Here is a 26114-nt window from a genome sequence, read left to right on the forward strand (position 1 = left end):
ATCTCTTTTTTATTTCCATTGTGTTTGGATAAACGGAATAATTTCTATCAAACAATCTTTAATCGGAATGACAGTTAAATTTTTCTCTACTTCTTTTCTAAACGGTGGGCAAAAAGCAATATGACGATCTGATTGATTAATTGGTCTCCAACGACGTGGAATAGCGGATAAACGACTTGGGTAAAAACCAATTGTCGGAATATTTAGCGCTCCACAAATATGTAATGGGCCTGTCGATCCCGCAATAAACAAGTCCGTACAAGCTAAAGAATAAGTAAAATCCTGCAGACCATTATTTTTATCGTAAATAACGATATTTTTGTTGTTCACTATTTCTGCTAATTGATGGGCTTTTTCACTTTCGTTTGGACCAGCGGTTAGCACAATATGACAATCAAATTCTGCCAAAATCCCATTAATTAACTCTGCATATTGATTTAACGATAAACTATTTGCCGATCCCCCTGTGCCACTATGCACAAATAGCCATTTTTTACTTTGATCAATATTTAGTTGCTGACTCAATAAAATTCGCTGCTTTTGTACCGCAGTTTGATCTAAGATTAAATAAGGAGGTTGTGGTTCAGACACAGTAATTTTATGATCTTTTAGAAATTGGCGGGATAAATCCATATTATATTCAAATTCCGCCTTTTCCGAACGTGAACGCCGTTGAGTTAAACGATGATTATATAAAAATTGAAATAACTTGGTGGCCGGTGCAAGACGATAGCGAATACCCGATTGCCAAGTGAGTTTGGCGTTATACCAATCTGACACAAAACTGATCACCGCATCAAATTTTGTGTTTTTAATTTGGCTTAAAGTGCGGTGAAAATCAGCTGAGTTTTTTTTATCTTGGCTGTCAATAATGACATCATCAATATAAGGACAAAGTTCAGCTAAAGGTGCGGTGTAATGTGGCACTAAAGCAGTAATTTTGATATTCGGTTCAGACTGTTTGATTAACGCTAACGCAGGGAAAATAAGCATAAAATCACCGATTTTATCGTTGCGAATCACGAGAAGTTTTTGCATGGGGCTTTCCTAAAAGATTGTTTAGGTTATTATAACCCTAAATAAAGTGGCAAGCCACAGCGTGGCGTTACTTGCTTAACCCTGTGCGTCAGTACAGGGCTGATTCCATGTTGTTACTATCGTTTTTTCCTTGCTTTTTTACTAAAAAAATGTATAATTCTCAGGCTTTTTGTCTATATATACAGAGAAAAAAGTAAGTATTCCTGCTCCTTCGGGTGGGTTTTCTTTTATTATTAAATAATTAGAGGAAGGTTATGGTAACCATTCGTTTATCTCGTGGCGGAGCTAAAAAACGCCCATTCTATCAAATCGTTGTGGCTGACAGCCGTTCACCACGTGACGGTCGTTTCATTGAGCGTGTAGGCTTTTTCAATCCATTAGCAACGGGTAAGGCTGAACGTTTACGTTTAGATTTAGATCGTGTTAATGCGTGGTTAGAAAAAGGTGCAAGCCTGTCTGATCGTGTTTCTTCTTTGGTGAAAGAAGCACAAAAAGCAGCATAATTAAATGATTTGAGTATAGGTGATTAATATGGAACAGCAACGTATTGAAGTGGTGGGCAAATTAGGCTCGACTTACGGTATTCGAGGTTGGTTACGTATTTATTCATCTACCGAATCCGCTGAAAATATCTTTGCTTATCAACCTTGGTTTTTAAAAATTAAAGGACAGTGGCAAGCTACAGAATTAGAAAGTTGGAAACATCATAATCACGAGCTGATAGTTAAATTAAAAAATGTCAATGATCGTGAAGTGGCTCAAACCCTTGCTAACGTGGAAATTGGTGTCGATTTGTCAGTTTTTCCAGCATTGGAAGACGGCGATTATTATTGGCACGATTTGATCGGTTGCCAAGTGGTCAATTTACAAGGCTATGCAATGGGGATAGTGTCCGAAATGATGGAAACAGGTTCTAATGATGTCTTAGTGGTTAAAGCCACTCACAAAGATGCGTTCGGCAAACAAGAACGGTTGATTCCGTTTTTATATGAACAAGTAGTTAAAAGAGTCGATCTCACCACAAAGACGATTGAAGTGGATTGGGACGCTGGTTTCTAATCTCAGGTACGCTGTGGCGCTTTTAAGTCGTAATATTCGGGGAAATTTATGTTTATAGGGATCGTCACCCTGTTTCCCGAAATGTTTAAAGCAATTACAGAATTTGGGGTAACAGGTAGAGCCGTTAAACAAGATTTGTTAAATGTACATTGTGTGAATCCAAGAGATTATACTTTTGATAAACACAAAACCGTGGACGACCGCCCTTATGGCGGTGGACCGGGGATGCTGATGATGGTGCAACCTTTGAGAGATGCGATTCATCATGCAAGAACGTTAGCAAATACAAATAACACCAGCGGTAAGAAAGTGAAAGTAATTTACCTTTCACCGCAAGGCCGTAAGCTCGATCAAGCCGGCGTAAAAGAACTAGCACAAAATGAGCAACTCATTTTAGTCTGTGGACGTTACGAAGGCATTGATGAACGATTGATTCAAACCGAAATTGATGAAGAATGGTCAGTCGGAGATTATGTGTTAACAGGAGGGGAATTGCCTGCAATGACGTTGATTGACGCGGTGGCAAGATTTATTCCCGGGGTATTAGGTAAACAAGCTTCCGCCGAGGAAGATTCTTTTGCCACAGGATTATTGGATTGTCCGCATTATACTCGTCCTGAAGTGTTAGATGATTTAACCGTGCCAAGCGTGTTACTTTCGGGCAATCACGAAGAAATTCGCAAATGGCGATTAAAACAATCCCTTGAGCGAACGTGGTTACGTCGCCCTGAGCTACTGGAAAAACTAGCTCTGACTGACGAACAAAAGAAACTGCTGAAACAAATTCAATCTGAACAAGAGACAATTTGAAACAGCTTAATCAGTTAATTCTAGTATTAAAAAAGGTTTAAAAAATGAGCAACATCATTAAACAACTTGAAGATGAACAATTAAAACAAAACATCCCTAGCTTCCGTCCCGGTGACACATTAGAAGTAAAAGTATGGGTGGTTGAAGGTTCTAAAAAACGTTTGCAAGCATTCGAAGGCGTGGTTATTGCAATTCGTAACCGTGGCTTGCACAGTGCATTTACTTTGCGTAAAGTATCAAACGGTACCGGCGTTGAGCGTGTTTTCCAAACTCACTCACCTGCGATTGACAGTATTGCTGTAAAACGTAAAGGTGCGGTACGTAAAGCGAAACTTTACTACTTACGTGAACGTTCAGGTAAGTCTGCACGTATTAAAGAACGTTTGGGTGCATAATCTTAGGATTATTGTACAACCACAAAAGGCTTGGATATTCCCAAGCCTTTTTACTTTTCTTTCCTATCTTCATATTTATTCTGTTAAAAATTTAAACAAATAGCATATAAATCTTTTAACTAGATCACATTTTCGATATTTATTTTTGAAATACCTTAATCTTCGGAATATTATACGCACGAATTAATTTTTAATAACTATTATAAAGACGTTAAGGAGTTTGTATGTCTTCAAATCAACATTCCATGAAATGGACTAAATTTAATATTGCGTGGATGATTAATTTATTTGGTACCGCGGTGGGGGCTGGTGTATTATTTTTGCCAATTAATGCGGGACGAGCGGGTTTTTGGCCGTTAGTGATTATGGCGATTTTGGTTGGCCCAATGACGTATTTTGCACACCGTGGTTTATCTCGCTTTGTTTTATCTTCTGCTAAACCCGGTAGCGATATTACTGAAGTAGTAGAAGAACATTTTGGAAAAACTGCAGGTAAATTAATTACCTTATTATATTTCTTTGCCATTTTTCCGATTTTACTAATTTATGGTAATGGCATCACAAACACTGTGGATTCTTTTATTGTGAATCAATTAGGGATGGCTTCACCTAACCGAGTATTGCTTTCTTTTGTGTTAATTGCTGTCTTGATTTCAATAATGTTAATGAATGAACGTGTGATGTTAAAACTCACTGAATGGCTAGTTTATCCGTTGGTCTTTATTCTTTTTGCTTTATCTATTTATTTGATTCCTGAATGGAATGGCTCTATGTTACAGGAAATGCCGACAGCCAGTGGTTTTATTACCACACTTTGGATTACGATTCCGGTATTGGTTTTCTCATTCAATCATTCTCCTGCGATTTCAGCTTTCTCTCAATCACAACAGCGTGAATATCAAGATCCGACTTTAGCTGAGAAATACGCCAGTAAAACTTTAAAAGGCACATCCACGATGTTGTTGCTTTTCGTGATGTTCTTTGTATTTAGTTGCGTACTCACGCTCACCCCGGAAGAATTAGCTTTGGCAAAAGAGCAAAATATCAGTATTTTATCTTTCTTAGCCAATAAATTTGATAATCCGTATATTTCTTATTTTGGTCCGTTAGTAGCATTCTTTGCAATTACCAGTTCATTCTTTGGTCATTATTTAGGGGCTCGTGAAGGTTTGGAGGGGCTTTATATTAAAATGACGGATAATAAACAAATTAATCGTGAAAAACTTAATTATGGTACCGCCGTATTCTTCCTGTTTACCCTTTGGGGCGTGGCGGTGATGAATCCAAGTATTTTAGGCTTAATTGAGTCCTTAGGTGGCCCGATTATTGCGATGATTCTGTTTATTATGCCGATGTATGCGATTAGAAAAGTCCCATCAATGCGACGTTATCAAGGGCAATTAAGTAATGTCTTTGTCACCGTAATGGGGTTAATTGCGATTTCTGCAGTTGTCTATGGACTATTTTAGCATTTAAGCTAAAATGCCGCTCTTTTGTATCATCAATTTCCCTTTTTCATGGTATGAAGAAGGGAATTCTCAATGAGAAACATGAAATGATTAGCGTATTTGATATGTTTAAAGTGGGCATCGGTCCGTCTAGCTCACATACCGTTGGACCGATGAAAGCGGGAAAACAATTTGTGGATGATTTGATTTCCCAACTATTATTTGAGCAAGTGAGTAAAATTCATGTGGATGTTTATGGTTCGTTATCTATGACCGGACGTGGACATAATACGGATACGGCGATTATTATGGGCTTAGCCGGTTATTTGCCGGATGATGTGGATATTGAGTTAATTCCTAGATTTATTGCTAAATTAAAGAAAACCTCTGTATTATCCATTGCACAAGGTAAAAAAACAATCACATTTAATTTTGATGAAAACATGATGTTTCACCAGACATTCTTATCTTTGCACGAAAATGGCATGAAAATCACCGCACTTAATGTGAAGAATGACGTGATTTATCAAAAAACTTATTATTCTATTGGTGGTGGATTTATTGTTGATGAAGAACATTTTGGTCAAGAAGAGAAGCAGAAAGTTGATATTCCGTTTCCTTATCAAAATTCAGTGGATATTTTAAAACACTGTAAAGAGAATGGATTAGCTTTCTCCACAGTTGCTATGGAAAATGAAATTGCATTAAATGGGAAAAAAGCGGCTGAACAGCACTTACTTCGCGTTTGGAATACCATGCAAGCCTGTATTGAGCGTGGGTTACATACGGAAGGTATCTTACCCGGGCCATTAAGAGTACCAAGACGTGCAGCATCCTTATATCGTATGTTACAAGCTAATACTAACTTGTCAAATGATCCAATGCGCGTGATTGACTGGGTGAATATGTATGCATTAGCCGTAAATGAAGAAAATGCAGCAGGTGGTCGGGTAGTTACTGCTCCAACCAATGGCGCTTGTGGGATTATTCCCGCAGTATTGTCTTATTATGAGAAATTTATTTCACCCATTAGTCAAGAAATTATTGAGCGCTATTTATTAGCCTGTGGCATGATTGGTTCATTATATAAAATGAATGCGTCAATTTCCGGTGCAGAAGTCGGTTGTCAAGGGGAAGTGGGCGTGGCTTGTTCTATGGCCGCTGCCGGGTTAACCGAAATTTTTGGGGGCAGCCCTGAACAGGTATGTATTGCTGCTGAAATTGCCATGGAGCATAATCTTGGATTAACTTGTGACCCAGTGGGCGGACAAGTACAAGTCCCTTGTATTGAACGTAATGCGATTGCATCAGTGAAAGCGATTAATGCCAGTCGAATGGCATTACGACGCACCACAAACCCAAGAGTGACCTTAGATAAAGTGATTGAAACCATGTATGAAACGGGTAAGGATATGAATTCAAAATATCGAGAAACATCACAAGGTGGCTTGGCAATTAAGGTCGTTTGTGATTAAATGAATACGCAACTTCTATCAAGAGAAGATATTCATCTTCTCTTTTTTGTTTTAAAATAACCGCACTTTTATATTGAGATGTAAGGAAAATAAATGGTTTCGGAACGCTTTTATTTAAAAATGGAAGAACATTTTTTATATGTTCCCTATTACGATCACCATCGCCGTGTACGCGTATTATTGCCGAAAGGGTATCATAAAGATCAATGGCAACATTATCCAGTGGTATATATGCACGACGGACAAAACGTGTTTTATAGCAAAGAATCTTATTCAGGTTATTCGTGGAAGATTATTCCGACCATAAAAAAACATAAAGAATTTCCCCGCTTGATTATTGTGGGTATAGATAATGCTGGCACCGACCGCCTAGATGAATATTCGCCTTGGCAAGCCAGTGTAGGGCATACCGAACAGGCCCGTAATACGGGCGGAAAAGGTGGTGACTATGGTGATTGGGTGGTAAATACCGTTAAACCTTTTATTGACCAACATTATCGCACTAAACCAGAACGCGAGCATACGTTATTGGCTGGCAGTTCAATGGGAGGCATTATCACCGCTTATATGGGGGCTGCTTATCCCCATATTTTCGGACATTTAGGCGTGTTCTCTTTAGCTTCTTGGTTTTGCGAAGGTAATTTTCTCCAGTTTACTCATCAACATCCTATCGATCGAGCAAGCCGTGTTTTCATTCAGGTTGGCACCAATGAAGGGGATGATGTGGATGCACAATATATTTACAATATGAACCAAGCCTATATTGATTGTACGTTACGCTATTATCAATCTTTAATTAGAACGGGACATTCAGTTGACAATATCTGTTTGCGTATTATGGCAAATGAAATTCATCATGAGAAACATTGGGCAGATCATTTTGTGGAGTTTTTGCAGTTTTCATTGACGAGATAACAGAAAACCTAGTACTTGCGTACTAGGTTAAACAACAAATTATTATGGCATCACAACAGCGTGATAATGTAATTTATCAATAGCGTTAATTAATTGTTCATTGGTGACTTTTTCGTCTGCTACGATTTTTACTAGTCGGTCATTAAAATTGCCCTTAGTCGAAATGACACCGTCAATAGCTCGCAATTCCTTATTCACTAAATACACACAAAGTTGGCAATTCATTTCTTCAATATGCAGTGTCATTTGCTTTTCTGCGCCGAAACTGACCGCAGAAAATAAGCTGATCATGCTAAAGATCAATCCTTTTTTCATTCTAAACGCTCCAAAATAAACGGCAATAAAGTCGGATAACTTAACAGAAAAATAATCAACACAAATAGAATCCAGTAACACCATAACAAGGTTTTACGAGATAAGTATTTCGTGCAAATGATCTTTTTGGAAAAGACTAATAACCAAAAACCATAGCTGAATGCAGCAAGCGATAAAATTAACATTGGAATACGTAAGTAATCTAGCTGGTTTAGCTCAATTAGCCAACTAGATGAAACCCCGAATAGCAAATAAATCAGCGGAGCAATACAGCACAAACTCGATGTAACAGCAGCCACTACTGCCGTTACACAAGCGGTAAAAAAGGATTGGTTATAGTTCTTTTGAGATAAATTCATAACCGAATTCTTTAGCGTCATAAGAATTTAATGGATCACCGCCGACTTCTGCATAAGGGTAGCCGAAGTTATTGATTGGGGCGAGTTCTGGCATTGGGTAAAGGTTGAAATCACGGGCGTGATTAAAGCCTATCCAGTTGGCTTCCCAGTTACCGAATAAGTATTTAGCCACGGTTTGAGTGTCTTTATCGTCCACGGCTTTTTTCTCAGTTAAACGATATTTTGCCACGTCAGCAGAATCCACAGGTACCCAACCAAAGCCAGCTAAATAAAATTCCGCACGGCAATGTTGTCCACCGTTCTCATTCGCCACTTTGTCTTTCGCACCGCCAAAGGCTGATTTGGAATATTCGCCCATTTTCACCGCTTGTCCTAAACGAATCCCAAACACTTCACGGGCAGGAATATTCGCCGCTCGAGCCAATGCCACAAACACTGAATTAATATCAGTACATTTGCCTTTCAACACGCCAGTGGTGAGAATTTTTTCCACATCACCATCGCCACAGCCTAACACGGAATTATCCCGCTCCATATTATTGACGATCCACTGATGAATGCGTTCAGCTTTTTTCAATGGATTGGTTTCACTACCCACAATTTTATCAGCAAATTGCTTTACAATACCATCGGTTTTGATATGTTGAGTAGGTTTTAAATATTGTTGCACATCAACAGAATATTCAATTTTTTCAGGTGTTTGATAATCTTCTAACAGTCCTTGTTGCATAGGCTCACGATCTTGAGTTTGCACTACTAATTTCACATTCAGATGACGTTTTTCCGCTTTTTCATCCCAATTTGCATACAGAGTTTTAGCACCATATTGATTATTTTCACTAATATAGGCATGCTTGAAATTACCATCAAATTCAATAGATTGCACTCTTTGATAGTCATTATTGAAAGGTAACGGAACCCATAAATTCGTTTCTCCCTTTGAACCCTGTGGTACAACGAGATCGTAATTTTGGGTAAATTCATAGGAATGTGTATTGGTGTTAGGATTTGGCACGTTTTGTGCTTGGGCAGAGATTGCACTGCTGAAAAGTGCGGTGATTAAAAATAATTTTTTCATAGATTTCCTTAAAATAAATAAACAGAACCTGTCATATTTAAGTTCAGAGCTGCAAGCAGAATGAACTAGGCATAAGAATACCTGAAATTTGCTAAGAACAAAATATATTTGAATGAAATAATCTTTACTCGTTATCTTTTTTCTCTCCCTTTCCCTTATACATCGACTCAATCTGCTCACGATAACGCTGTAAAATAATTTTACGGCGGAGTTTTAGGGTCGGGGTGATTTCTTCCATTTTGGTGGTGAAAGCCTGTGGTAATAAAGTAAATTTTTTAATTTGCTCAAAGTGAGCTAGTTCTTTTTGCAACTCGTTGATTCGTTTTTCAAACATTTGAATAATATCAGAATGTTTGACTAATTCTAAACGATCTTGATATTTGATATTGAGCTGTTTGGCATATTCTTCCAGACTCTCAAAACAAGGTACAATTAATGCTGAAACGTATTTTTTAGCATCGGCAATAATCGCAATCTGTTCAACAAATTTGTCTTTACCTATTTTCCCTTCGATCATTTGTGGTGCGATGTATTTCCCGTTGGAGGTTTTCATTAATTCCTTGATGCGGTCAGTGATATATAAATTACCGTCAGCATCAAATTTGCCTGCATCTCCCGTTTTTAAGAAGCCATCTTCAGTAAAGGCTTGGGCGGTTTCTTCGGGCTTTTTGTAGTAGCCACGCATCACCATTCCACCACGTACCAGAATTTCGTTATCTTCCCCGATTTTAACTTCTGCATCAGGCATTAATGTACCAATAGAGTTTGGGTTAAATTTAACATCGTCCCAGCAAGAAATGGTTGCAGTGGTTTCGGTCATGCCGTAGCCGAGTTTTACATTTAAGCCGATACTGTGGAAAAATAGCCCAATACTCGGTTCTAATTTGGCTCCGCCACAAGGCATCATTCGGATTCGTCCACCGAGTAATTGACGGAGTTTTCTGAACACGATTTTATCTGCTAAAACATATTGTTTTTGCAACAAAAAAGATGGTTTCTTATTCGATGCTTTAGCGTGAAAACAGCGTTCACCCACACTTAACGCCCATTTAAACAACGCTCGACGATAGAATGGGGCTTGTTGTACTTTATCCCAAACTGCGGTGTAAATTTTTTCATAAAAACGTGGTACTGCACACATTAAAGTTGGGCGAACTTCGGTTAAAACTTGACGTACTTGATTGGTGTCTTCTAAATAGGCATTGATTGCTCCGCAATGTAAAATATAAGCAACCCAAGCCCGTTCAAAAATATGTGAGAAAGGGAGAAATGATAAAGACACATCTTGTTCGGTCACATCAAGTAATTTGTCATGAGCTTGTAATTGATGGGCTAAATTAGCATAATCAAGCATCACACCTTTCGGTTCGCCGGTGGTACCTGATGTATAAATGAGCGTAAATAGATCATCAAGGGATTTATCTGCAATGCGTTGATCTAATTCTGTTTGTTGACTTTCCGAACCCAGTTGCACAAAATCAGACCAGTGATAGGCTTTTGCACAATAATGCAACGCAATATTGGGTTTCATGGCTACAATTTTTTCTAATTGCGGACATTGATCCAGCACTTCCAGAATTTGATCGTACTGTTCTTGTCCACCCACGAACAGAATTTTAATATCTGCATTGTTAATAATAAAGGCAGCTTGATTAGCCGTGTTGGTGGCATAAATCGGAACAGTTACCGCTCGAATCTGTAATGTGGCAATATCAGCGATTGTCCAGTTTGGCATATTATGCGCAAAGATACCGATTTTATCCTGCACTTGAATCTTACAAGCTAATAAGGCACGGCTGATTTCATCAATACGCTGTTGAAAATCATCCCAACACATATCGACCCACTGATCTTGTTGTTTATAACGAAGTGCGGTCTGTTTTGATAGTGTTTTTGCTTGTTGACGAATGCGTTGGATAAAATGAAAATCCATGTTCATTGTTAAAATCCTATTAATTATTTAAATTTAGCGTACAGGCGTTCGCTAATATAACGATTTGTGAGAATAAAAGCTAGTGAAAAAGTAAGAAAATTACTATACTTAAGGCAACGTTTATTGATAGAGGAAAAATAATGAAAACGTGGAAAGATGTCATTGGCGTAGAAAAGCAACAACCTTATTTTCAGCAGATTTTAACTCAGGTTCATCAGGCTAGAGCAGCGGGGCGAATTGTTTATCCTCCACAAAATGAAATATTTAATGCGTTTAAATTAACTGAATTTGAGCAAGTGAAAGTGGTCATCTTAGGACAAGATCCTTATCACGGACCAAATCAAGCACATGGTTTAGCCTTTTCAGTAAAACCGCCCGTTGCTCCGCCACCATCGTTAGTGAATATGTATAAAGAATTAAGCCTAGAATATTCAGATTTTCAAATCCCAAATCATGGTTCATTGCTAGCTTGGGCAGCTCAAGGTGTGTTATTATTAAACACAGTGTTAACGGTAGAGCAAGGACAAGCACATTCGCATGCTAATTTTGGTTGGGAAACCTTTACTGACCATGTGATTGCCAAATTGAATGAACAACGTGAGCATTTAGTTTTTTTATTATGGGGTAGCCATGCACAGAAAAAAGGGCAATTTATTGATCGGCAAAAACACTGTGTGTTAACGGCACCGCATCCGTCACCGTTATCTGCTCATCGTGGCTTTTTCGGTTGTGGTCATTTTAGCAAAACGAATGATTACTTACGCCAACATCAGATCGAAGAAATAGATTGGCGTTTAGACAATATTTAAGGAAAAATATGTTAGCAATAATTTCCCCGGCGAAAACATTAGATTATGAAAGTGCGGTAGAAAATCTTGATTTTTCTCAACCGCAGTTAACTGAATATAGTGAAAAATTAATTAACATTTGTCGTCAGCTTAGTCCCGCACAAATTGGCTCATTAATGTCGATTAGTGATAAATTAGCAGGATTAAATGCAGCACGTTTCGCAGAATGGCAAACCGAACATAATGAACAAAATGCTCGAGCAGCCATTTATGCCTTTAAAGGTGATGTTTATACGGGATTAGAGGTTGAAACCTTAAATAAAGATGATATTCAATTTGCTCAACAACATTTACGTATGTTATCAGGGCTTTATGGTTTATTACGTCCGTTAGATTTAATGCAACCCTATCGTTTAGAAATGGGTACAAAATTGCATAATCCACAAGGTAAGGATTTGTATCAATTTTGGGGAAATGTAATCACCAACGCATTACAGCAAGCGATTGAGCAGCAAGGTGATAATGTGTTGATTAATTTAGCATCGGATGAATATTTTAAATCGGTGAAAACAGATTTATTAAAGGCGGAAATTATTAAGCCAGTATTCTTAGATTTAAAAAATGGTAAATATAAAGTGATTAGCTTTTATGCGAAAAAGGCACGTGGCTTAATGTGTCGTTATATGATTCAACATCGTTTGACTCAAGCGGAGCAATTAAAGCACTTTGATTTAGGCGGATATTGGTTTGATGAAACTGCTTCACAGAGTAATGAATGGGTATTTAGACGGGATTTAGGTGAGTAAAATAATGAAAAAAATAACCGCACTTTTAGCAATTTTATTGCTGTCAGGTTGTGTTACACAGCCATTATTAACTGAACCAGAACAACAAGCTCAATTAAACGTACCAAAACAAATTCAGCATAATAATAAACGCTATGTATTAAAATCAACCCAAGATTTGGGAACGATGGTGCATTATGTTTATTTTACGAATAAAGAAAGTGGCAAAAACTGGAAAACCGCAGTGGAATTATTGCACGATCGTAATGTGCAAAATATGTCTTTGCAAGAGCGTATTCAATTAAGAGAAAAAGTGTATGACAATAATGATGTGAAGTATTTTAATTTGACAACGGAAAAAGATACTTTATACGCTTTTGTTATCTATGAGCCGAATGTAAGCCAACATGATTGGCAACTAGAAGTGGCTCGGGCATCTGATGTACAAGGTTGTGGCTTTGTGCAATATCAATATTCCTTAAAAATTCCGCAGTCTCGCAAATTAGCGAATATGGGGAAGATAAAATTAGTGGGTTATTTGAAGAAGTATGCGATTGATAAAGAAATAGCACGTTTACATCAGCTAAAATGGGATTGGCGTTGCGAGTTGCCAAAAGCACAACCCATACAAAATTAAACAGAAATTTAACTAGATCAAATTTTATGTGAAAAATGCGAAATTTTACTAGAGCCGAGTAGGGGAATAGTGTAATCTTAGCTCGCAAAAATTTATCGGATTTTTAATATTTAATGAAAGGTAACAGAAATGATTAAAAAAATTGCAGTGTTAACCAGTGGTGGTGATGCGCCGGGGATGAATGCCGCTATTCGTGCGGTGGTGCGCTCAGCGTTAGATAAAGGTTTAGATGTTTACGGTATTTATGAAGGATATCGTGGTTTACACCAAAATAAAATCAAACAATTAACTCGTTATAGCGTATCAGATATTATTAATAAAGGCGGTACTTTCCTTGGTTCTGCACGTTTCCCAGAGTTCAAAGATCCAGCTGTGCGAGCAGAATGTGCCGAGATTTTACGTTCACATGGTATTGATGCCCTTGTCGTTATCGGTGGGGACGGTTCATATACTGGAGCAAAATTATTAACTGAAGAACATGGTTTTCCTTGTATTGGCTTACCTGGAACCATTGATAACGATATTCCGGGTACAGATTATACCATCGGTTATCAAACCGCATTAGAAACTGCGGTTGTGTGTATCGACCGTTTACGTGATACTTCCAGTTCACATCATCGTATTTCTATCGTGGAAATTATGGGACGCCATTGTAGTGATTTGACCTTATCGGCGGCGATTGCGGGCGGTTGTGAATATGCCATAGCTGCGGAAATTGGTTTTAACAAAGAAGAATTAATTCAAGAAATTGAAAGCAGTTTTGCAAAAGGTAAAAATCACGCTTTGATCGTGATTACTGAATTAGTCACCGATGTGCATCAATTAGCGAAAGATATTGAGGCACGTGTTGGGAATGAAACGCGTGCTACGGTGTTAGGCCATATTCAACGCGGTGGAACGCCGTCAGCCTTTGACCGTATTTTAGCTTCTCGTATGGGGGTTTATGCGGTAGATTTACTACTTCAAGGTGAAAAGGGACGTTGTGTTGGCATTAAAAACGAAAAATTAGTTCATCATGATATTATTGATGCGATTGATAATATGCGTCGTCCGTTTAAAGCAGATTTATTAGATGTGGCGAATAGATTAGTTTAATTGAATCAACATGTTAAGGCGTATTTTTAAATACGCCTTTTTTATGCGATGCCGATTAATTTATGGGTCTGAATACTCAACTGCCATTTCGGTTTATTTGGGCGTTGATTCAGTTTTCCCAAATGGGTAATAGTTTCCAGTAGATTCATTTTGCCATTAATTTCGCAAGGGGAAAGATAATAATATTCTGCTTGAATTTTACTTTCAATTAATTGGCAAAAGGTTTGTACATTTTCATCTTTTTCATCTACCACAATGCGTACTTCATGGGCAAAAGGAATACAGCGATTGGCATATTTTTTTGCATACATGGCTTTGGGGCTAGTGGCAATATAATCAATTTGTGAGGGGATTTCTTTTAGTCCGTTGGTTTCCATTGCAAGAAAATAATCTTCTGCTTTTAAACGATCCAATAATAAGGAAATACCTGCCTGAATAGTGGGTTCTCCGCCAGTAATGATAATATTCTTTGTAGAAAAAGACCGCACTTTTTGTAGAATTTGGCTCAAACTCCATTGCTCAAATTGGTTGTAATTGGTGTCACACCAAGGGCAAGCGAGATTACATTTTCCAAAACGCAAAAAAATACTTGGCATTCCTGTATTTGCCCCTTCCCCTTGTAGGCTTTCAAAAATTTCGACAATGGGAAATTTGGGTTCATTAATTAACTGCACTGCGATTATTCCCGATATTCACAAAAGGAAGTCGGAGTTTCCCATAAACGAATAGCAGAAATAGGTAACTCATTTTTTAATCGATTAAATATAAAACGAGCCATTTCTTCCGCCGTAGTACGCATTGGAATACCAAAGGTCTTTGAATCTAATTCATTGAGTAAATTCGCAATTTTACATTCTCTTTGGCTGGTGGTGTCGTAAATAAAAGAATGATCCATGGGATCTAAAATGGCTTTTTTTACCACGGTTTTGACATCAGTAAAATCAATCACCATGCCTTTTTTTGCTCCGCCCGCCACTAAATCACCACTCACTTCTACTTGTAATTTGTAGGTATGACCGTGCAAATTTTGGCATTTACCATCATGACCGTCCAAAATATGTGCCATATCAAAACTAAATTCTTTAGAAACTTTAAACATTGTTATCCCCCATTGGTGTAGAAATTGCCGAATTTTTATGTTCAATTTCTTCAGCATTTTTCACCGCACTTTTTAATGCTAAATATTCATTTAACCCTTTGTTGCGTAATTGGCAACTCGGGCATTCACCACAACCACCGTCAATACCTAAGTAACAAGTGTGGCTATGTTGTTGGACATAATCTAACACACCAAGTTCATCGGCAAGCTGCCACGTCTGGGCTTTGGTTAAATACATCAATGGTGTGATGATACGGAAATTGTAGTCCATGGCTAAATTTAGTGTCACATTCATGGATTTAATGAATACATCACGGCAGTCTGGATAACCGCTAAAATCTGTTTCACAGACACCCGTGATAATATCGGTAATGCCTTGCCCTTTGGCATAAATAGCCGCATACAGCAAAAACAACGCATTGCGACCATCAACCAAGGTATTTGGCACACCATTTTCGCCCGTTTTAATTGGGGTATCACTCATCATTGCATTGGCAGAGAAAATTTGCGTACTTTCCATATCAATTAGCGTTTGCTTGATCCCAAGATCTTGGCAAATCCATTGAGCTTTATCTAATTCAATAGCGTGGCGTTGCCCATATCTGAAAGTAATGGTTTCAACATTTTGTTTTCCATATTGCTGAATAGCTTGAATTAAGCAAGTGGTAGAATCTTGTCCACCCGAAAAAATAACCACCGCTTTGCGGTCATTATTGGGATTTGAGAGTTGCATTGTTTTTCCTTAGTTTTTTTGCGTGGGAGGTTTGCGAACCACGTTGTTATTCATCATATAAAAGTGCGGTGCATTTTAGCAGAGATTTGTACTGATGTATAATAAATTCCTTGTCATTAATAACGCATAACATTATTATTAACGCAAAAGGTTAAATGAGAAAATCAGATGATTAAGGAATTTCGTTATGAGAGAAGTCGCCCTAATTCACCCTGATGAAATTTTATTAGAAGATTGGTTAAAACCCCTTGAGAAATGTCGAATGGTAACCCCGTGAGGCGGTCTAGTATTGTTCTTTTGCCCCCAGTTTTCCCCTTTAAAAAATAAATTTTTGTGATCTTGATTCCAAAATTGAACTAAAAAATCTTGTCATATTTTGACCGCAGTTAATAATACACCTTAATTTTTAAATTTGATTAAAGGGGAATTATTATGCAACAGCATGGACGCTATCTTGATCTCACTACCGATTATGGTTTTAAACATGTTTTTGGCATGGAACTACACAAGGATATATTAATTTCTTTTCTAAATGAGCTTTTCAAAGGCAAGAAGGTTATCACCGATTTAGTGTACAATAAAAATGAACATGTTGGTGATACGTTAAAATTAGGTTCGGTGATTTTTGATTTAACTTGTACTACGGATGATGGTAGTCAGTTTATTATTGAAGTGCAACGTAGTGAGCAAGATAAATTTAAAGAACGCACGATTTATTATGCCTCTAAACTGATCAGTGACCAAGCACCAAAAGGAAAACGGCACGAGTGGGGGTATGTGATCACAGAAGTCTATGTGATTGCAATTATGGATAATTTCCATTTCTCTGACACGAAAGATTATTTGCACGATATTTGCCTTTGCAACAGGCAGACAGGGGAAATTTTTTATGATAGACTGGGATTTATCTACATAGAATTACCAAACTTTAATAAAACCAGTGAACAATTAACAAGTGTGCTAGAAAAATGGTTGTTTGTACTGAAAAATATGGTAAAACTCAACAAGTTACCCAATTTTCTAGATGATCCAATTTTTCAGAAATTATTTCAAATTGCGGAATATAGCAACTTAAGCAAGAGGGAAAAAGCAATGTACGATGTCAGTTTAAAACGTAAATGGGACGAATATTCTTTACTCACTTCAGCGACGAATAGAGGAATTCAGCAAGGTTTGCAACAAGGGCTACAGCAAGGACGACTAGAAACTTTGAAAGAAAATGCCCAAAATATGCTGGCTTTGGGTTTAGATCTGGAGATTATTTCTAAATCTGTGGGTTTGTCCATTGACGAAATCAAAAAGCTATGCAATTAGATTTTGAATTCAGATTTGTCACGTTTGGAGTAAATACGGCTTTCTATGTTATAAAACAAGAAACCCAACCACTTGCGTGATTGGGTATGGATTTAAAAAATGCTCGGTGAGGCAAAATTATTGTTTCGCACCCACAAATACACCGAAGGAATCGGAGCGTTCAAATTGTCCGCCCACTTCTGCGGCTTGCGAGCCGTAGAAATTACCGTCTAAGCCTTTGCCAGTGTCTTTGTCATCCCAAGTAGCAGTAAATCCGTTGCCTGATACAGGACCGGAGAATTCCTGCTCCTCTCCGAAGAGACCGTTGTCTCGAATTGAGCCTTTGATGGTTTTTTCACCAAAATCAACTTCTGCGTTAAAGGAACCAGAAGTTATACCAGAGGCTTGAAATAGATTACTGGCGTTGTCGCTGCTGAAACGTAAACTACCACCTGCGTATGTCGCTGTACCTGTTGTTGGCGTATCGGTACTTTTCGTACCTTGCACGAAGAGATATTGGTTGTCACCCACTTTGGCAGCACCTGCAACTACATTATTAAAGGTATATGAGTCAGATTTAGATGAAATTACAGTTGCATTGGAAAAGTCTACGTCATAACCTTCGATTTCTACAGAATCGGCTTTAAATACTCTTTTAACATAGAATGGATTGCCTCGAGCTGTTGTTTCTGTTGCTTTTGCTAAATCAACATCAACACCGTCAATAGTGATCTTATCAAAATTAGCGGTTTCATTAGGTGTCCATGTTTTCACTCCGAAACTATTTGTGCCACTTTTAGTGGCTTCTTCAGTTGCCTCTTCAGTAGCTTTATCATCTTCTTTAGGTACCTCTTTAGTAGGTTCATCAGCTTGTGTTTGAGTGTCTTTGGTCACATTTGAGCCATCACTACTAGATGATGAGCTACACGCGGAAAGGGCAAGGCCACAGGCGATAACAATAGCACTGAGTTTAAATGGGTTTTGCATGAAAAAACTCTCCTTAGGATAATTACAAAATAGATAGGCAAGCACCGCTATGTGCTTACCGTGCTTAAACTTACTTAGTGGCTTGAACTCAGATGAGTTCGTTGTTAAACGTTGGTACAATCATGTTGTCCACAATTTTGCTTGCCACACAAAAGAATCCTTTTGAAATAAAAATGATTCCTATTAAAATAATAAGTGATTTTTTAAAACTTGTAAAGTGTTATTGAATTGCATTTGAGTGGATTTTTTATTTGATAGCGTTATTCTTTTTAGTGCTGTAATACGGAATAAAACATCAAAATACCCCAGTCCGCAACTGCAAACTGGGGTTTAAATAGTAAGGAAGTAATGGTGGGTTATTCTGTTGCAGTTTGTTCCGCAATAAACACACCAAAGGAATTGGAGCGTTCAAATTCTCCTGCCATTTCCGTTGCTGCTGGACCGTAGAAGTTACCTTCTAAACCTTTACCTGAGTCACCATCTGTCCAATTAGCGGCAAATCCATTACCTGATAATGTACCCTCGAAAGTTTCATTAGAACCACCTCTACCTGCATCACGTAAGAAACCAGTGATAGTTTTGTTGTCAAAATCAACCTCGGATTCAATACGACCAGCAATCACACCTACGCTTGTTAAGAGGTTATCTTTAGTTGGGTAGGCGTAAGCAGTACCGTTACTATCAACATAGTCTTCGCTGTTGGTGACAAAGCGTAGGGTACCACCTTTGTAACTAACCGTACCAGAGGTTGGAATGTCACTCGTCGCAGTTTTCTCTCCTTGAATAAATAGCGTATCGTTTGTTGCACCTGCAATTACGTATTCAAAGTTATGAGCATTATTACTTGTTGTTCCAACATAATTACTATCAACTGATGCAATAAAGGTGGCATCAGCTACATCAAGGTTATAACGTATTACGTAGTCACTTGAAGTTTTAGACGAATCAGAAGCGAATACAGGGTGAATTTGGTTAGGATTACCTAAGGATGCTTTTTGAACAGCCTTGGCTAAATCAATTTCTTTACCATCAACGGTGATTTTGTCAAACGTTGCTTTTTGAGGAGATGTTGATACTTTCACACCAAAGCTATTTTTTTCAATTTTGGCAGATTCACCAGAACTGGATGAACCACAAGCTGTAAGGGCGAAAGTACAGGCAATAAGAACAGCACTGAGTTTGAATGGAACGCGCATGGAAAGACTCCTTAAGAATTATAACAAAATAGATAAAAAAAGCACGGTTTACAGTGCTTACGATTAATTTGTGGCTTGAACTTAGATGACGTAGTTAACTAAATATTAGTGCAATAACATAGCCCGCTGTCCGCCACAGAAAGAATCCTTTTGAAATAAAAACGATTCTTATTAAGATGATAAGTGATTTGTTAAAGCTTGTAAAGTTTTATTGAATTAAGTTTAAATGGATTTTTATCTGATTGTACCACTCCTTTTAGATAGTGCGGTGATATAAGGCAAAAAAGCAAATCTTTTTCGAATTATTTGATTTATAAATAAAAACAACCCTGACATCATTAGATGACAGGGTTGGATTAAAGCTTCTAACTTAAATTAACTAAGCATTAACCTTTGTAATTATAAACGTGAGCCACTAAGTCTAATACTTTGTTTGAGTAGCCAGTTTCGTTGTCGTACCAAGATACTAATTTAACGAATGTATCGGTTAACGCGATACCTGCGTCTGCATCGAATACAGATGTTTCAACAGCACCGTTGAAGTCTGTAGAAACTACTGCATCTTCAGTGTAACCTAAAACGCCTTTTAATTCGCCGTTGAAAGTTTTACCTTCAGAGGCATCTTTGATGGCTTTTTTGATTTCATCATAGCTTGCTGGTTTTTCTAAGTTTACTGTTAAATCAACGACAGAAACGTTGGTAGTAGGAACACGGAACGCCATACCAGTTAATTTGCCGTTTAATGCTGGTAATACTTTACCAACTGCTTTAGCTGCACCAGTTGAAGATGGAATGATGTTTTGAGAAGCACCACGACCACCACGCCAGTCTTTGGCAGATGGACCATCAACCGTTTTTTGCGTTGCTGTGGTTGCGTGAACAGTTGTCATTAAACCGTCTTTGATACCGAAAGTTTCGTGGATAACACGAGCTAATGGTGCTAAACAGTTTGTGGTACAAGAAGCGTTAGATACAATATCTTGACCTTTATAATCGTTGAAGTTTACACCATTTACGAACATTGGTGTGTTGTCTTTAGATGGACCAGTTAAAACGACTTTTTTTGCACCAGCAGTAATGTGTTTACGTGCAGTTTCATCAGTTAAGAATAAACCCGTTGCTTCAACAGCGATATCAACACCGATGGCACCCCAGTTTAGGTTTGCAGGGTCACGCTCAGAAGTCACACGGATTTCTTTGCCGTTTACCACTAATTTGCCATCACGTACTTCAACAGTACCGTTGAAACGACCGTGAGTTGAATCGTATTTTAACATGTAAGCCATGTAATCAACGTCGATTAAGTCGTTGATACCTACAACTTCAATGTCTGAACGTTGTTGTGCTGCACGGAATACGATACGACCGATACGACCGAAGCCGTTAATACCAATTTTAATTGCCATAAGATTTTCACCTATATTTAAAGTTAAACAAAAGTTGTACAGTTCATTACTTCCGAGAAGTTAACTAGCTGTCCGTTTTCAATTATAGCACATTTTTTATTAATAACGAAATAAGACGAGTAAGGATCGTATAAACTTTTTGTGATCTCGATCAAATTTTTGGGTTAAATTATTATTGAAAATTTTTACCGCACTTTATAATTTATAATGATTTTTAGATCGCCTAACGGCATAATAAGAAAAACAATTTAATCATTAAGGGGAAAAGGATGGCTCAAGGTAATTTATATATTTTATCGGCACCGAGTGGAGCGGGAAAATCATCATTGATTGCAGCGTTGCTAGAACAAGATCAACAAAAAAAAATGATGGTGTCGGTTTCTCATACGACACGTCAACCCCGACCGAGGGAAATTGATGGTGTGCATTATTATTTTGTGTCTGTGCCAGAGTTTGAAACCCTGATTGAACAAGGGGTATTTTTGGAATATGCCAACGTTTTTGGTGGCAATTATTATGGTACGTCTTTGCCGGCGATTGAAAAAAATCTTACCCAAGGGATTGATGTGTTTTTGGATATTGACTGGCAAGGGGCGAGACAAATTCGGCAAAAAGTGAGGTCAGTAAAAAGCATTTTTATTTTGCCACCATCCTTAGAAGAATTGGAACATCGGTTAATTGGACGTGGACAAGATAGTGAAAATGTGATTGCGCAACGGATGTCAAAGGCTATGGACGAAATTGCCCATTATGATGAATATGATTATGTGATTGTAAACGATAATTTTGAGCAGGCTTTGGCAGATTTAAAAAGTATTTTACGAACTGAAAAACTCAGATTAGACTATCAAAAACAGGAAAATCAACACTTAATTAATGAATTACTAGCAAAATAGCGTGCAGTTTAGTATTATGTCTCCCCTTTTATTGAAAAAATGTTAACTATTATTGGAGTAAAATATGGCTCGCGTTACTGTGCAAGATGCGGTTGAAAAAATTGGTAATCGTTTTGATTTGATCTTAACCGCTTCTCGTCGTGCAAGACAATTGCAGTTAAATCAGCATGAACCTTTGGTGCCGGAAGAAAATGATAAACCTACCGTGATTGCGTTAAGAGAAATTGAAAAAGGCTTGATTAATAACGAGATTATGAATGCTCAAGAACGTCAAGACGCGTTTTCTTATGGTGAAAAAGAAAATCAAGCAACAGCATTTGTGACAGAATAAGTGTGCTGCATTTGCCATGTTGTTAGGCTCGCTGTTTGAAATTTGAGATAAGTAAATATGCTTTATTTTGAACCGTTAGAAAAAATTATTCAGGAATATTTACCCACTGAACAAATTGAGTTAATTAAACGTGCCTTTCTTATGGCAAAAGATGGTCACCAAGGACAATTTCGTTCCAGCGGTGAGCCTTATATTACCCATCCTGTGGCAGTAGCTTGTATTATTGCAGAAATGCATTTAGATCATGAAGCCGTGATGGCAGCGTTATTACATGATGTCATTGAAGATACCCCTTATACGGAAGAACAACTGACAGCTGCCTTTGGGAAAAGTGTGGCAGAAATTGTCGATGGCGTATCGAAATTAGATAAGCTCAAATTTCGTACTCGTCAAGAAGCTCAAGCGGAAAGTTTCCGTAAAATGATTTTAGCCATGACGAAAGATATTCGAGTGGTGTTAATCAAGCTTGCCGACCGAACGCATAATATGCGAACTTTAGGGTCGTTACGTCCTGATAAACGTCGTCGTATTGCGAAAGAAACGTTAGAAATTTATAGCCCTTTGGCTCACCGTTTAGGTATTGAACACGTTAAAAACGAGTTGGAAGATCTCTGTTTTCAAGCCATGCACCCACAACGTTATGCGGTATTACAAAAGGTCATTCAATTAGCTCGTAGCCGTCATCAAGAATTAATTCAACCGATTTTAGACGAGTTACAAACTCGCCTGCAAAATGTGCCAATTGCTGCTCGTGTGTTTGGACGAGAAAAACCGTTGTTTTATATTTATCAAAATATGAAACAACGAGAGCAAGAGTTTCGTTCTATTTTAGATATTTATGATTTCCGTATTGTCGTTAATACAGTAGATGAATGCTATCGTACGCTTGGTATTGTGCATAATTTATATAAACCAAGAGCCGGACAATTTAAAGATTATATTGCCGTGCCGAAAGCCAACGGTTATCAAGCCTTGCATACTTCTACTATTGGACCGAAAGGCGTGTTAGTGGAAATTCAAATCCGCACTGAAGAAATGGATAGCATGGCGGAAATGGGCATTACTGCTCATTGGGTGTATAAAGCAGATGGCAAAAATGATACTACGACTGCTCAAATTAAAGCCCAATGCTGGTTACAAAGTTTAATTGATTTACAGCAAAGTGCGGGGAATTCTTTTGAATTTATTGAAAGCGTGAAATCCGATTTATTTTCCCATGAGATTTATGTGTTTACACCGAAAGGGCGGATTATTGAGTTACCACAAGGGGCAACCGCCATTGATTTTGCCTATGCGGTGCATACGGATATCGGGAATAAATGTATAGGTGCAAAAGTTGATCGCATAGATTATCCGCTTTCTCAGCCATTATCTTCAGGACAAACCGTGGAGATTGTTACATCAAGTAGGGCAAGCCCACAAGAAAATTGGTTACATTCTGTGGTAACTGGCAGAGCGAAATCTAAAATCCGTCAAGAGTTAAAAAATCTTGAAGAACAGACCGCAGTTTCTGTTCATTCCGCTAAACTACGTATTTTGGCAAATTGTTGTCACCCGATTTTAGGTGATCCAATTTGTGCCTATGAAGATGAACACAATAGATTGGTTATTCATCATAAAAACTGTGCAACCTTAACCTGTCATCAAGGGCATTTCTCAGTGGTAGATTGGGCTGATCATATTATAGACCAGAATTTCGAAGTGGAATTACGCATTGAAATGAAAGAGCAACAAGCCTTAGGTTTTATCATGACGGCGTTAGTATTAATGCGAAGTCAGGTGCATAGTATTTGGACGGAAGAAGATGGTCAGAGTAGTTTTGCGGTATTAGTGATAACGACACAAAATACTAAACATTTAGCTAAAATTATCCGTAAACTTCAACATATTACTGGTGTGGTTAGTGTTGAACGTAATATCAATGCGTTATCTTAGTTATGAGCCTACAACTGCTTGATGCTATTCCACTCACCACGTTATCAGGCGTTGGAACGGCAGTTTCGGCTAAATTAAGTCGTCTCGGGATCAATAATTTACAAGATCTTTTATTTCATTTACCTGTTCGATATGAAGATCGTACTCATATCACGCCCATTGCCGATCTTCGCCCTGAACAATATGCCACCATTGAAGCCGTGGTGCAAACCTGCGAAGTCCAATTCGGTCGCCGCCCGATCTTAACCGTGAGCCTGTCTGATGGCACATCTAAAATCATGCTGCGTTTCTTTAATTTTAACGCAGGAATGAAAAACAGTTTCCAAATCGGTGTGCGAGTGAAAGCCTTTGGTGAAGTGAAACGTGGTCGTTTTATGGCGGAAATTCATCACCCCGAATACCAAATTATTCGGGATAATCAGCCTTTGCAATTAGATGAAACGCTCACGCCCATTTATGCCACCACGGAAGGCTTAAAACAAAATTCCTTACGCAAACTCACTGATCAAGCTATTGAATTATTAGACAAGATTCAAATTGTTGAGATTTTGCCTAATGAATTTAATCCAAATCCTTTTAGCTTAAAAGATGCCATTCGCTTTTTACATCGTCCACCGCCCGATATTTCGCTAGAAATACTCGAAAAAGGGCAACACCCTGCTCAAGTGCGGTTAATTTTTGAAGAATTATTGGCGCATAATTTAGCAATGCAAAAAGTTCGTTTGGGGACACAACAGCATTATGCTTTGCCCTTGAATTATCAAACGGATTTAAAATCCCGTTTTCTGGCTCAATTACCGTTTAAACCGACCAAGGCACAAAGCCGAGTAATGTCAGATATTGAGCAAGATTTGGCATTGGAACACCCCATGATGCGATTAGTCCAAGGGGATGTAGGATCGGGCAAGACACTGGTGGCAGCCCTTGCTGCCTTAGTTGCTATTGATAACGGCAAACAGGTCGCCTTAATGGCACCGACTGAAATTTTAGCAGAACAACACGCCCAAAATTTCCGCCGTTGGTTTGAGCCGTTGGGGATTGAAGTGGGTTGGTTAGCAGGTAAAGTAAAAGGCAAAGCTCGTACCGCTGAATTGGAAAAAATCCAAACTGGAGCGGTTCAAATGGTGGTCGGCACTCACGCTTTATTTCAACAAGAGGTGGAATTTGCCAATTTAGCTTTAGTAATTATTGATGAGCAACACCGTTTCGGCGTACATCAACGCTTAATGTTGCGAGAAAAAGGCGAAAAAGCAGGCTTTTATCCGCACCAATTAATTATGACCGCTACGCCAATTCCGAGAACGCTGGCAATGACGGTGTATGCGGATCTTGATACGTCCATCATTGATGAACTGCCCCCTGGGCGAACGCCAATTACTACGGTGGTGATGTCCGAAGAACGCCGAGCGGAAATTGTGGCACGGGTGCATAATGCTTGCACGCAGGAAAAACGCCAAGCCTACTGGGTCTGCACCCTGATTGATGAAAGCGAAGTGTTAGAAGCTCAAGCTGCTGAAGCCATTGCGGAAGATTTGCGTAAGGCGTTGCCACAATTGCGTATCGGTTTAGTCCACGGACGGCTAAAACCTGCGGAAAAACAAGCCATTATGCAATCGTTTAAAGATGCTGAGCTGGATTTGTTGGTGGCGACTACGGTGATTGAAGTGGGCGTGGACGTGCCGAATGCCAGCCTGATGATTATTGAAAATGCCGAACGGTTGGGGCTGTCGCAGTTGCACCAATTGCGTGGACGGGTTGGGCGTGGCAGCACCGCTTCGTTTTGCGTGCTAATGTACAAACCGCCGTTGGGTAAAATTTCGCAAAAACGCTTGCAGGTGTTGCGAGACAGTCAAGACGGTTTTGTGATTTCCGAACGAGATTTAGAAATTCGCGGGCCGGGGGAAGTGCTAGGTACCAAACAAACGGGCGTGGCGGAATTTAAAGTGGCGAATTTAATGCGAGATCGCAAAATGATCCCCACCGTGCAACATTATGCCAAACAGCTGATTGTAAAATGCCCTGATGTGGCGGATGCATTGATTAAACGCTGGTTAAATAATAAAGAAATATATAGTAACGCTTAATGTGCGGTGTTTTTTGAGAAAATT

27 protein-coding genes and 1 riboswitch are annotated in these 26114 nt (G+C 38.5%); of the genes, 16 read left to right on the forward strand and 11 right to left on the reverse strand.

The features are described from left to right. Positions 1–9: 9 nt before the first annotated feature. Complete coding sequence (locus O1Q79_RS00150; protein ID WP_386692367.1) at positions 10–1038, reverse strand: glycosyltransferase family 9 protein; 1029 nt, start codon at positions 1036–1038, stop codon at positions 10–12. A 254-nt stretch (positions 1039–1292) separates the two neighbouring features. Between O1Q79_RS00150 and rpsP the strand changes: the two genes are divergently transcribed. The 7 genes from rpsP (at position 1293) to O1Q79_RS00185 (ending at position 7140) form a co-directional block, all read left to right on the forward strand. Next, positions 1293–1541, forward strand: coding sequence for a 30S ribosomal protein S16 (gene rpsP / locus O1Q79_RS00155; protein ID WP_386687876.1), 249 nt, complete (start codon positions 1293–1295; stop codon positions 1539–1541). A gap of 28 nt (positions 1542–1569) precedes the next feature. After that, the gene (gene rimM / locus O1Q79_RS00160; RefSeq protein WP_386692369.1) at positions 1570–2097 is read left to right on the forward strand and encodes a ribosome maturation factor RimM; all 528 of its coding nucleotides are present in this window, start codon (positions 1570–1572) and stop codon (positions 2095–2097) included. 48 nt (positions 2098–2145) lie between these two features. Further along, positions 2146–2907, forward strand: coding sequence for a tRNA (guanosine(37)-N1)-methyltransferase TrmD (gene trmD / locus O1Q79_RS00165; RefSeq protein ID WP_386692372.1), 762 nt, complete (start codon positions 2146–2148; stop codon positions 2905–2907). Between the two features lie 44 nt (positions 2908–2951). After that, positions 2952–3302, forward strand: a complete 351-nt coding sequence (rplS, locus tag O1Q79_RS00170) for a 50S ribosomal protein L19 (RefSeq protein WP_386692374.1) — start codon at positions 2952–2954, stop codon at positions 3300–3302. A 224-nt stretch (positions 3303–3526) separates the two neighbouring features. After that, positions 3527–4771, forward strand: coding sequence for an HAAAP family serine/threonine permease (locus O1Q79_RS00175; protein WP_386692376.1), 1245 nt, complete (start codon positions 3527–3529; stop codon positions 4769–4771). An 86-nt stretch (positions 4772–4857) separates the two neighbouring features. Next, on the forward strand, positions 4858–6225 hold the full coding sequence (locus tag O1Q79_RS00180; RefSeq protein ID WP_386692378.1) for an L-serine ammonia-lyase: 1368 nt from the start codon (positions 4858–4860) through the stop codon (positions 6223–6225). A 93-nt stretch (positions 6226–6318) separates the two neighbouring features. Beyond that, complete coding sequence (locus O1Q79_RS00185; RefSeq protein WP_386692379.1) at positions 6319–7140, forward strand: alpha/beta hydrolase; 822 nt, start codon at positions 6319–6321, stop codon at positions 7138–7140. A 42-nt stretch (positions 7141–7182) separates the two neighbouring features. Here the strand turns inward: O1Q79_RS00185 and O1Q79_RS00190 are convergent, their stop codons facing one another. From O1Q79_RS00190 to O1Q79_RS00205, 4 genes are all read right to left on the reverse strand, one after another. Further along, the gene (locus O1Q79_RS00190) at positions 7183–7455 is read right to left on the reverse strand and encodes a heavy-metal-associated domain-containing protein (protein WP_386687770.1); all 273 of its coding nucleotides are present in this window, start codon (positions 7453–7455) and stop codon (positions 7183–7185) included. Beyond that, entirely contained in the window at positions 7452–7814 is a 363-nt protein-coding gene (locus O1Q79_RS00195; protein WP_386692381.1) for a mercuric transporter MerT family protein, read from the reverse strand. Before O1Q79_RS00195 ends, O1Q79_RS00190 begins: the two co-directional genes overlap by 4 nt. Continuing rightward, positions 7789–8892 (reverse strand): transglutaminase-like domain-containing protein, encoded by a 1104-nt coding sequence (locus O1Q79_RS00200; RefSeq protein ID WP_386692383.1) that lies wholly within the window; start codon positions 8890–8892, stop codon positions 7789–7791. Before O1Q79_RS00200 ends, O1Q79_RS00195 begins: the two co-directional genes overlap by 26 nt. Positions 8893–9016: 124 nt before the next feature. Further along, entirely contained in the window at positions 9017–10831 is a 1815-nt protein-coding gene (locus O1Q79_RS00205) for an AMP-dependent synthetase/ligase (RefSeq protein ID WP_386692385.1), read from the reverse strand. Positions 10832–10965: 134 nt separating this feature from the next. Here O1Q79_RS00205 and ung point away from each other — a divergent pair, with 134 nt between their 5' ends. The 4 genes from ung (at position 10966) to pfkA (ending at position 14130) form a co-directional block, all read left to right on the forward strand. Next, the gene (gene ung, locus O1Q79_RS00210) at positions 10966–11634 is read left to right on the forward strand and encodes a uracil-DNA glycosylase (protein ID WP_386687762.1); all 669 of its coding nucleotides are present in this window, start codon (positions 10966–10968) and stop codon (positions 11632–11634) included. A gap of 8 nt (positions 11635–11642) precedes the next feature. Beyond that, complete coding sequence (gene yaaA, locus O1Q79_RS00215) at positions 11643–12419, forward strand: peroxide stress protein YaaA (RefSeq protein ID WP_386692387.1); 777 nt, start codon at positions 11643–11645, stop codon at positions 12417–12419. A 4-nt stretch (positions 12420–12423) separates the two neighbouring features. Further along, positions 12424–13035, forward strand: a complete 612-nt coding sequence (locus O1Q79_RS00220) for a 6-phosphofructokinase (RefSeq protein ID WP_386692389.1) — start codon at positions 12424–12426, stop codon at positions 13033–13035. Between the two features lie 129 nt (positions 13036–13164). Beyond that, on the forward strand, positions 13165–14130 hold the full coding sequence (gene pfkA / locus O1Q79_RS00225; RefSeq protein WP_386692390.1) for a 6-phosphofructokinase: 966 nt from the start codon (positions 13165–13167) through the stop codon (positions 14128–14130). A 41-nt stretch (positions 14131–14171) separates the two neighbouring features. On the opposite strand, the gene O1Q79_RS00230 is transcribed toward pfkA, so the two are convergent. Genes O1Q79_RS00230 through queC form a run of 3 tightly spaced genes read right to left on the reverse strand, consistent with a single transcriptional unit; the run spans position 14172 to position 15962 of the window. Then, on the reverse strand, positions 14172–14810 hold the full coding sequence (locus O1Q79_RS00230) for a 7-carboxy-7-deazaguanine synthase QueE (RefSeq protein ID WP_386693397.1): 639 nt from the start codon (positions 14808–14810) through the stop codon (positions 14172–14174). Then, a complete protein-coding gene (gene queD, locus O1Q79_RS00235) occupies positions 14810–15229 on the reverse strand; it encodes a 6-carboxytetrahydropterin synthase QueD (protein WP_386692392.1) in 420 nt (139 codons plus the stop codon). The genes O1Q79_RS00230 and queD overlap by 1 nt, the downstream gene beginning before the upstream one ends. Further along, positions 15222–15962: a 7-cyano-7-deazaguanine synthase QueC gene (queC, locus tag O1Q79_RS00240; protein ID WP_386692393.1), complete on the reverse strand. Its 741-nt coding sequence runs from the start codon at positions 15960–15962 to the stop codon at positions 15222–15224. The genes queD and queC overlap by 8 nt, the downstream gene beginning before the upstream one ends. Positions 15963–15965: 3 nt before the next feature. Beyond that, positions 15966–16010: riboswitch (PreQ1 riboswitch) on the reverse strand. A gap of 384 nt (positions 16011–16394) precedes the next feature. Here queC and O1Q79_RS00245 point away from each other — a divergent pair. Then, positions 16395–17276, forward strand: coding sequence for an Rpn family recombination-promoting nuclease/putative transposase (locus O1Q79_RS00245; protein WP_386692394.1), 882 nt, complete (start codon positions 16395–16397; stop codon positions 17274–17276). A 117-nt stretch (positions 17277–17393) separates the two neighbouring features. Here O1Q79_RS00245 and O1Q79_RS00250 read toward each other — a convergent pair whose 3' ends face one another. The 3 genes from O1Q79_RS00250 to gap all read right to left on the reverse strand — a co-directional run bounded on the left by O1Q79_RS00250 (position 17394) and on the right by gap (position 20844). Then, positions 17394–18242: a transferrin-binding protein-like solute binding protein gene (locus O1Q79_RS00250; RefSeq protein ID WP_386692396.1), complete on the reverse strand. Its 849-nt coding sequence runs from the start codon at positions 18240–18242 to the stop codon at positions 17394–17396. Positions 18243–18598: 356 nt separating this feature from the next. Beyond that, the gene (locus O1Q79_RS00255; protein WP_386692397.1) at positions 18599–19438 is read right to left on the reverse strand and encodes a transferrin-binding protein-like solute binding protein; all 840 of its coding nucleotides are present in this window, start codon (positions 19436–19438) and stop codon (positions 18599–18601) included. Between the two features lie 386 nt (positions 19439–19824). Continuing rightward, entirely contained in the window at positions 19825–20844 is a 1020-nt protein-coding gene (gap, locus tag O1Q79_RS00260) for a type I glyceraldehyde-3-phosphate dehydrogenase (protein ID WP_386687742.1), read from the reverse strand. Between the two features lie 269 nt (positions 20845–21113). Between gap and gmk the strand changes: the two genes are divergently transcribed. The 4 genes from gmk to recG all read left to right on the forward strand — a co-directional run bounded on the left by gmk (position 21114) and on the right by recG (position 26090). Continuing rightward, positions 21114–21740 carry a guanylate kinase gene (gene gmk, locus O1Q79_RS00265; protein WP_386692399.1) on the forward strand — a complete coding sequence of 209 codons (627 nt, stop codon included), beginning with the start codon at positions 21114–21116 and terminating at the stop codon, positions 21738–21740. A 64-nt stretch (positions 21741–21804) separates the two neighbouring features. Then, on the forward strand, positions 21805–22071 hold the full coding sequence (gene rpoZ / locus O1Q79_RS00270) for a DNA-directed RNA polymerase subunit omega (protein ID WP_386692401.1): 267 nt from the start codon (positions 21805–21807) through the stop codon (positions 22069–22071). Positions 22072–22128: 57 nt separating this feature from the next. Next, entirely contained in the window at positions 22129–24006 is a 1878-nt protein-coding gene (locus O1Q79_RS00275) for a RelA/SpoT family protein (RefSeq protein ID WP_386692402.1), read from the forward strand. 2 nt (positions 24007–24008) lie between these two features. Continuing rightward, positions 24009–26090: an ATP-dependent DNA helicase RecG gene (gene recG, locus O1Q79_RS00280; protein WP_386692404.1), complete on the forward strand. Its 2082-nt coding sequence runs from the start codon at positions 24009–24011 to the stop codon at positions 26088–26090. The last annotated feature ends 24 nt before the right edge of the window (positions 26091–26114 follow it).

Origin of the sequence: Lonepinella sp. MS14434, assembly GCF_042468235.1 — a bacterium.
Classification (GTDB): Bacteria; Pseudomonadota; Gammaproteobacteria; order Enterobacterales; family Pasteurellaceae; genus Lonepinella.

What these genes read in the sequence shown, in the direction of transcription:
- O1Q79_RS00190 (WP_386687770.1), bottom strand. Translation starts at nt 7,455, where the DNA reads ATGAAAAAAGGATTGATCTTTAGCATGATCAGCTTATTTTCTGCGGTC.
- recG (WP_386692404.1), top strand. Translation starts at nt 24,009, where the DNA reads ATGAGCCTACAACTGCTTGATGCTATTCCACTCACCACGTTATCAGGC.
- rpsP (WP_386687876.1), top strand. Translation starts at nt 1,293, where the DNA reads ATGGTAACCATTCGTTTATCTCGTGGCGGAGCTAAAAAACGCCCATTC.
- rplS (WP_386692374.1), top strand. Translation starts at nt 2,952, where the DNA reads ATGAGCAACATCATTAAACAACTTGAAGATGAACAATTAAAACAAAAC.
- O1Q79_RS00195 (WP_386692381.1), bottom strand. Translation starts at nt 7,814, where the DNA reads ATGAATTTATCTCAAAAGAACTATAACCAATCCTTTTTTACCGCTTGT.
- O1Q79_RS00275 (WP_386692402.1), top strand. Translation starts at nt 22,129, where the DNA reads ATGCTTTATTTTGAACCGTTAGAAAAAATTATTCAGGAATATTTACCC.
- rpoZ (WP_386692401.1), top strand. Translation starts at nt 21,805, where the DNA reads ATGGCTCGCGTTACTGTGCAAGATGCGGTTGAAAAAATTGGTAATCGT.
- O1Q79_RS00185 (WP_386692379.1), top strand. Translation starts at nt 6,319, where the DNA reads ATGGTTTCGGAACGCTTTTATTTAAAAATGGAAGAACATTTTTTATAT.
- O1Q79_RS00150 (WP_386692367.1), bottom strand. Translation starts at nt 1,038, where the DNA reads ATGCAAAAACTTCTCGTGATTCGCAACGATAAAATCGGTGATTTTATG.
- O1Q79_RS00200 (WP_386692383.1), bottom strand. Translation starts at nt 8,892, where the DNA reads ATGAAAAAATTATTTTTAATCACCGCACTTTTCAGCAGTGCAATCTCT.
- gap (WP_386687742.1), bottom strand. Translation starts at nt 20,844, where the DNA reads ATGGCAATTAAAATTGGTATTAACGGCTTCGGTCGTATCGGTCGTATC.
- O1Q79_RS00175 (WP_386692376.1), top strand. Translation starts at nt 3,527, where the DNA reads ATGTCTTCAAATCAACATTCCATGAAATGGACTAAATTTAATATTGCG.
- O1Q79_RS00245 (WP_386692394.1), top strand. Translation starts at nt 16,395, where the DNA reads ATGCAACAGCATGGACGCTATCTTGATCTCACTACCGATTATGGTTTT.
- rimM (WP_386692369.1), top strand. Translation starts at nt 1,570, where the DNA reads ATGGAACAGCAACGTATTGAAGTGGTGGGCAAATTAGGCTCGACTTAC.
- trmD (WP_386692372.1), top strand. Translation starts at nt 2,146, where the DNA reads ATGTTTATAGGGATCGTCACCCTGTTTCCCGAAATGTTTAAAGCAATT.
- ung (WP_386687762.1), top strand. Translation starts at nt 10,966, where the DNA reads ATGAAAACGTGGAAAGATGTCATTGGCGTAGAAAAGCAACAACCTTAT.
- O1Q79_RS00220 (WP_386692389.1), top strand. Translation starts at nt 12,424, where the DNA reads ATGAAAAAAATAACCGCACTTTTAGCAATTTTATTGCTGTCAGGTTGT.
- queC (WP_386692393.1), bottom strand. Translation starts at nt 15,962, where the DNA reads ATGCAACTCTCAAATCCCAATAATGACCGCAAAGCGGTGGTTATTTTT.
- O1Q79_RS00205 (WP_386692385.1), bottom strand. Translation starts at nt 10,831, where the DNA reads ATGAACATGGATTTTCATTTTATCCAACGCATTCGTCAACAAGCAAAA.
- O1Q79_RS00180 (WP_386692378.1), top strand. Translation starts at nt 4,858, where the DNA reads ATGATTAGCGTATTTGATATGTTTAAAGTGGGCATCGGTCCGTCTAGC.
- queD (WP_386692392.1), bottom strand. Translation starts at nt 15,229, where the DNA reads ATGTTTAAAGTTTCTAAAGAATTTAGTTTTGATATGGCACATATTTTG.
- yaaA (WP_386692387.1), top strand. Translation starts at nt 11,643, where the DNA reads ATGTTAGCAATAATTTCCCCGGCGAAAACATTAGATTATGAAAGTGCG.
- O1Q79_RS00250 (WP_386692396.1), bottom strand. Translation starts at nt 18,242, where the DNA reads ATGCAAAACCCATTTAAACTCAGTGCTATTGTTATCGCCTGTGGCCTT.
- pfkA (WP_386692390.1), top strand. Translation starts at nt 13,165, where the DNA reads ATGATTAAAAAAATTGCAGTGTTAACCAGTGGTGGTGATGCGCCGGGG.
- O1Q79_RS00255 (WP_386692397.1), bottom strand. Translation starts at nt 19,438, where the DNA reads ATGCGCGTTCCATTCAAACTCAGTGCTGTTCTTATTGCCTGTACTTTC.
- gmk (WP_386692399.1), top strand. Translation starts at nt 21,114, where the DNA reads ATGGCTCAAGGTAATTTATATATTTTATCGGCACCGAGTGGAGCGGGA.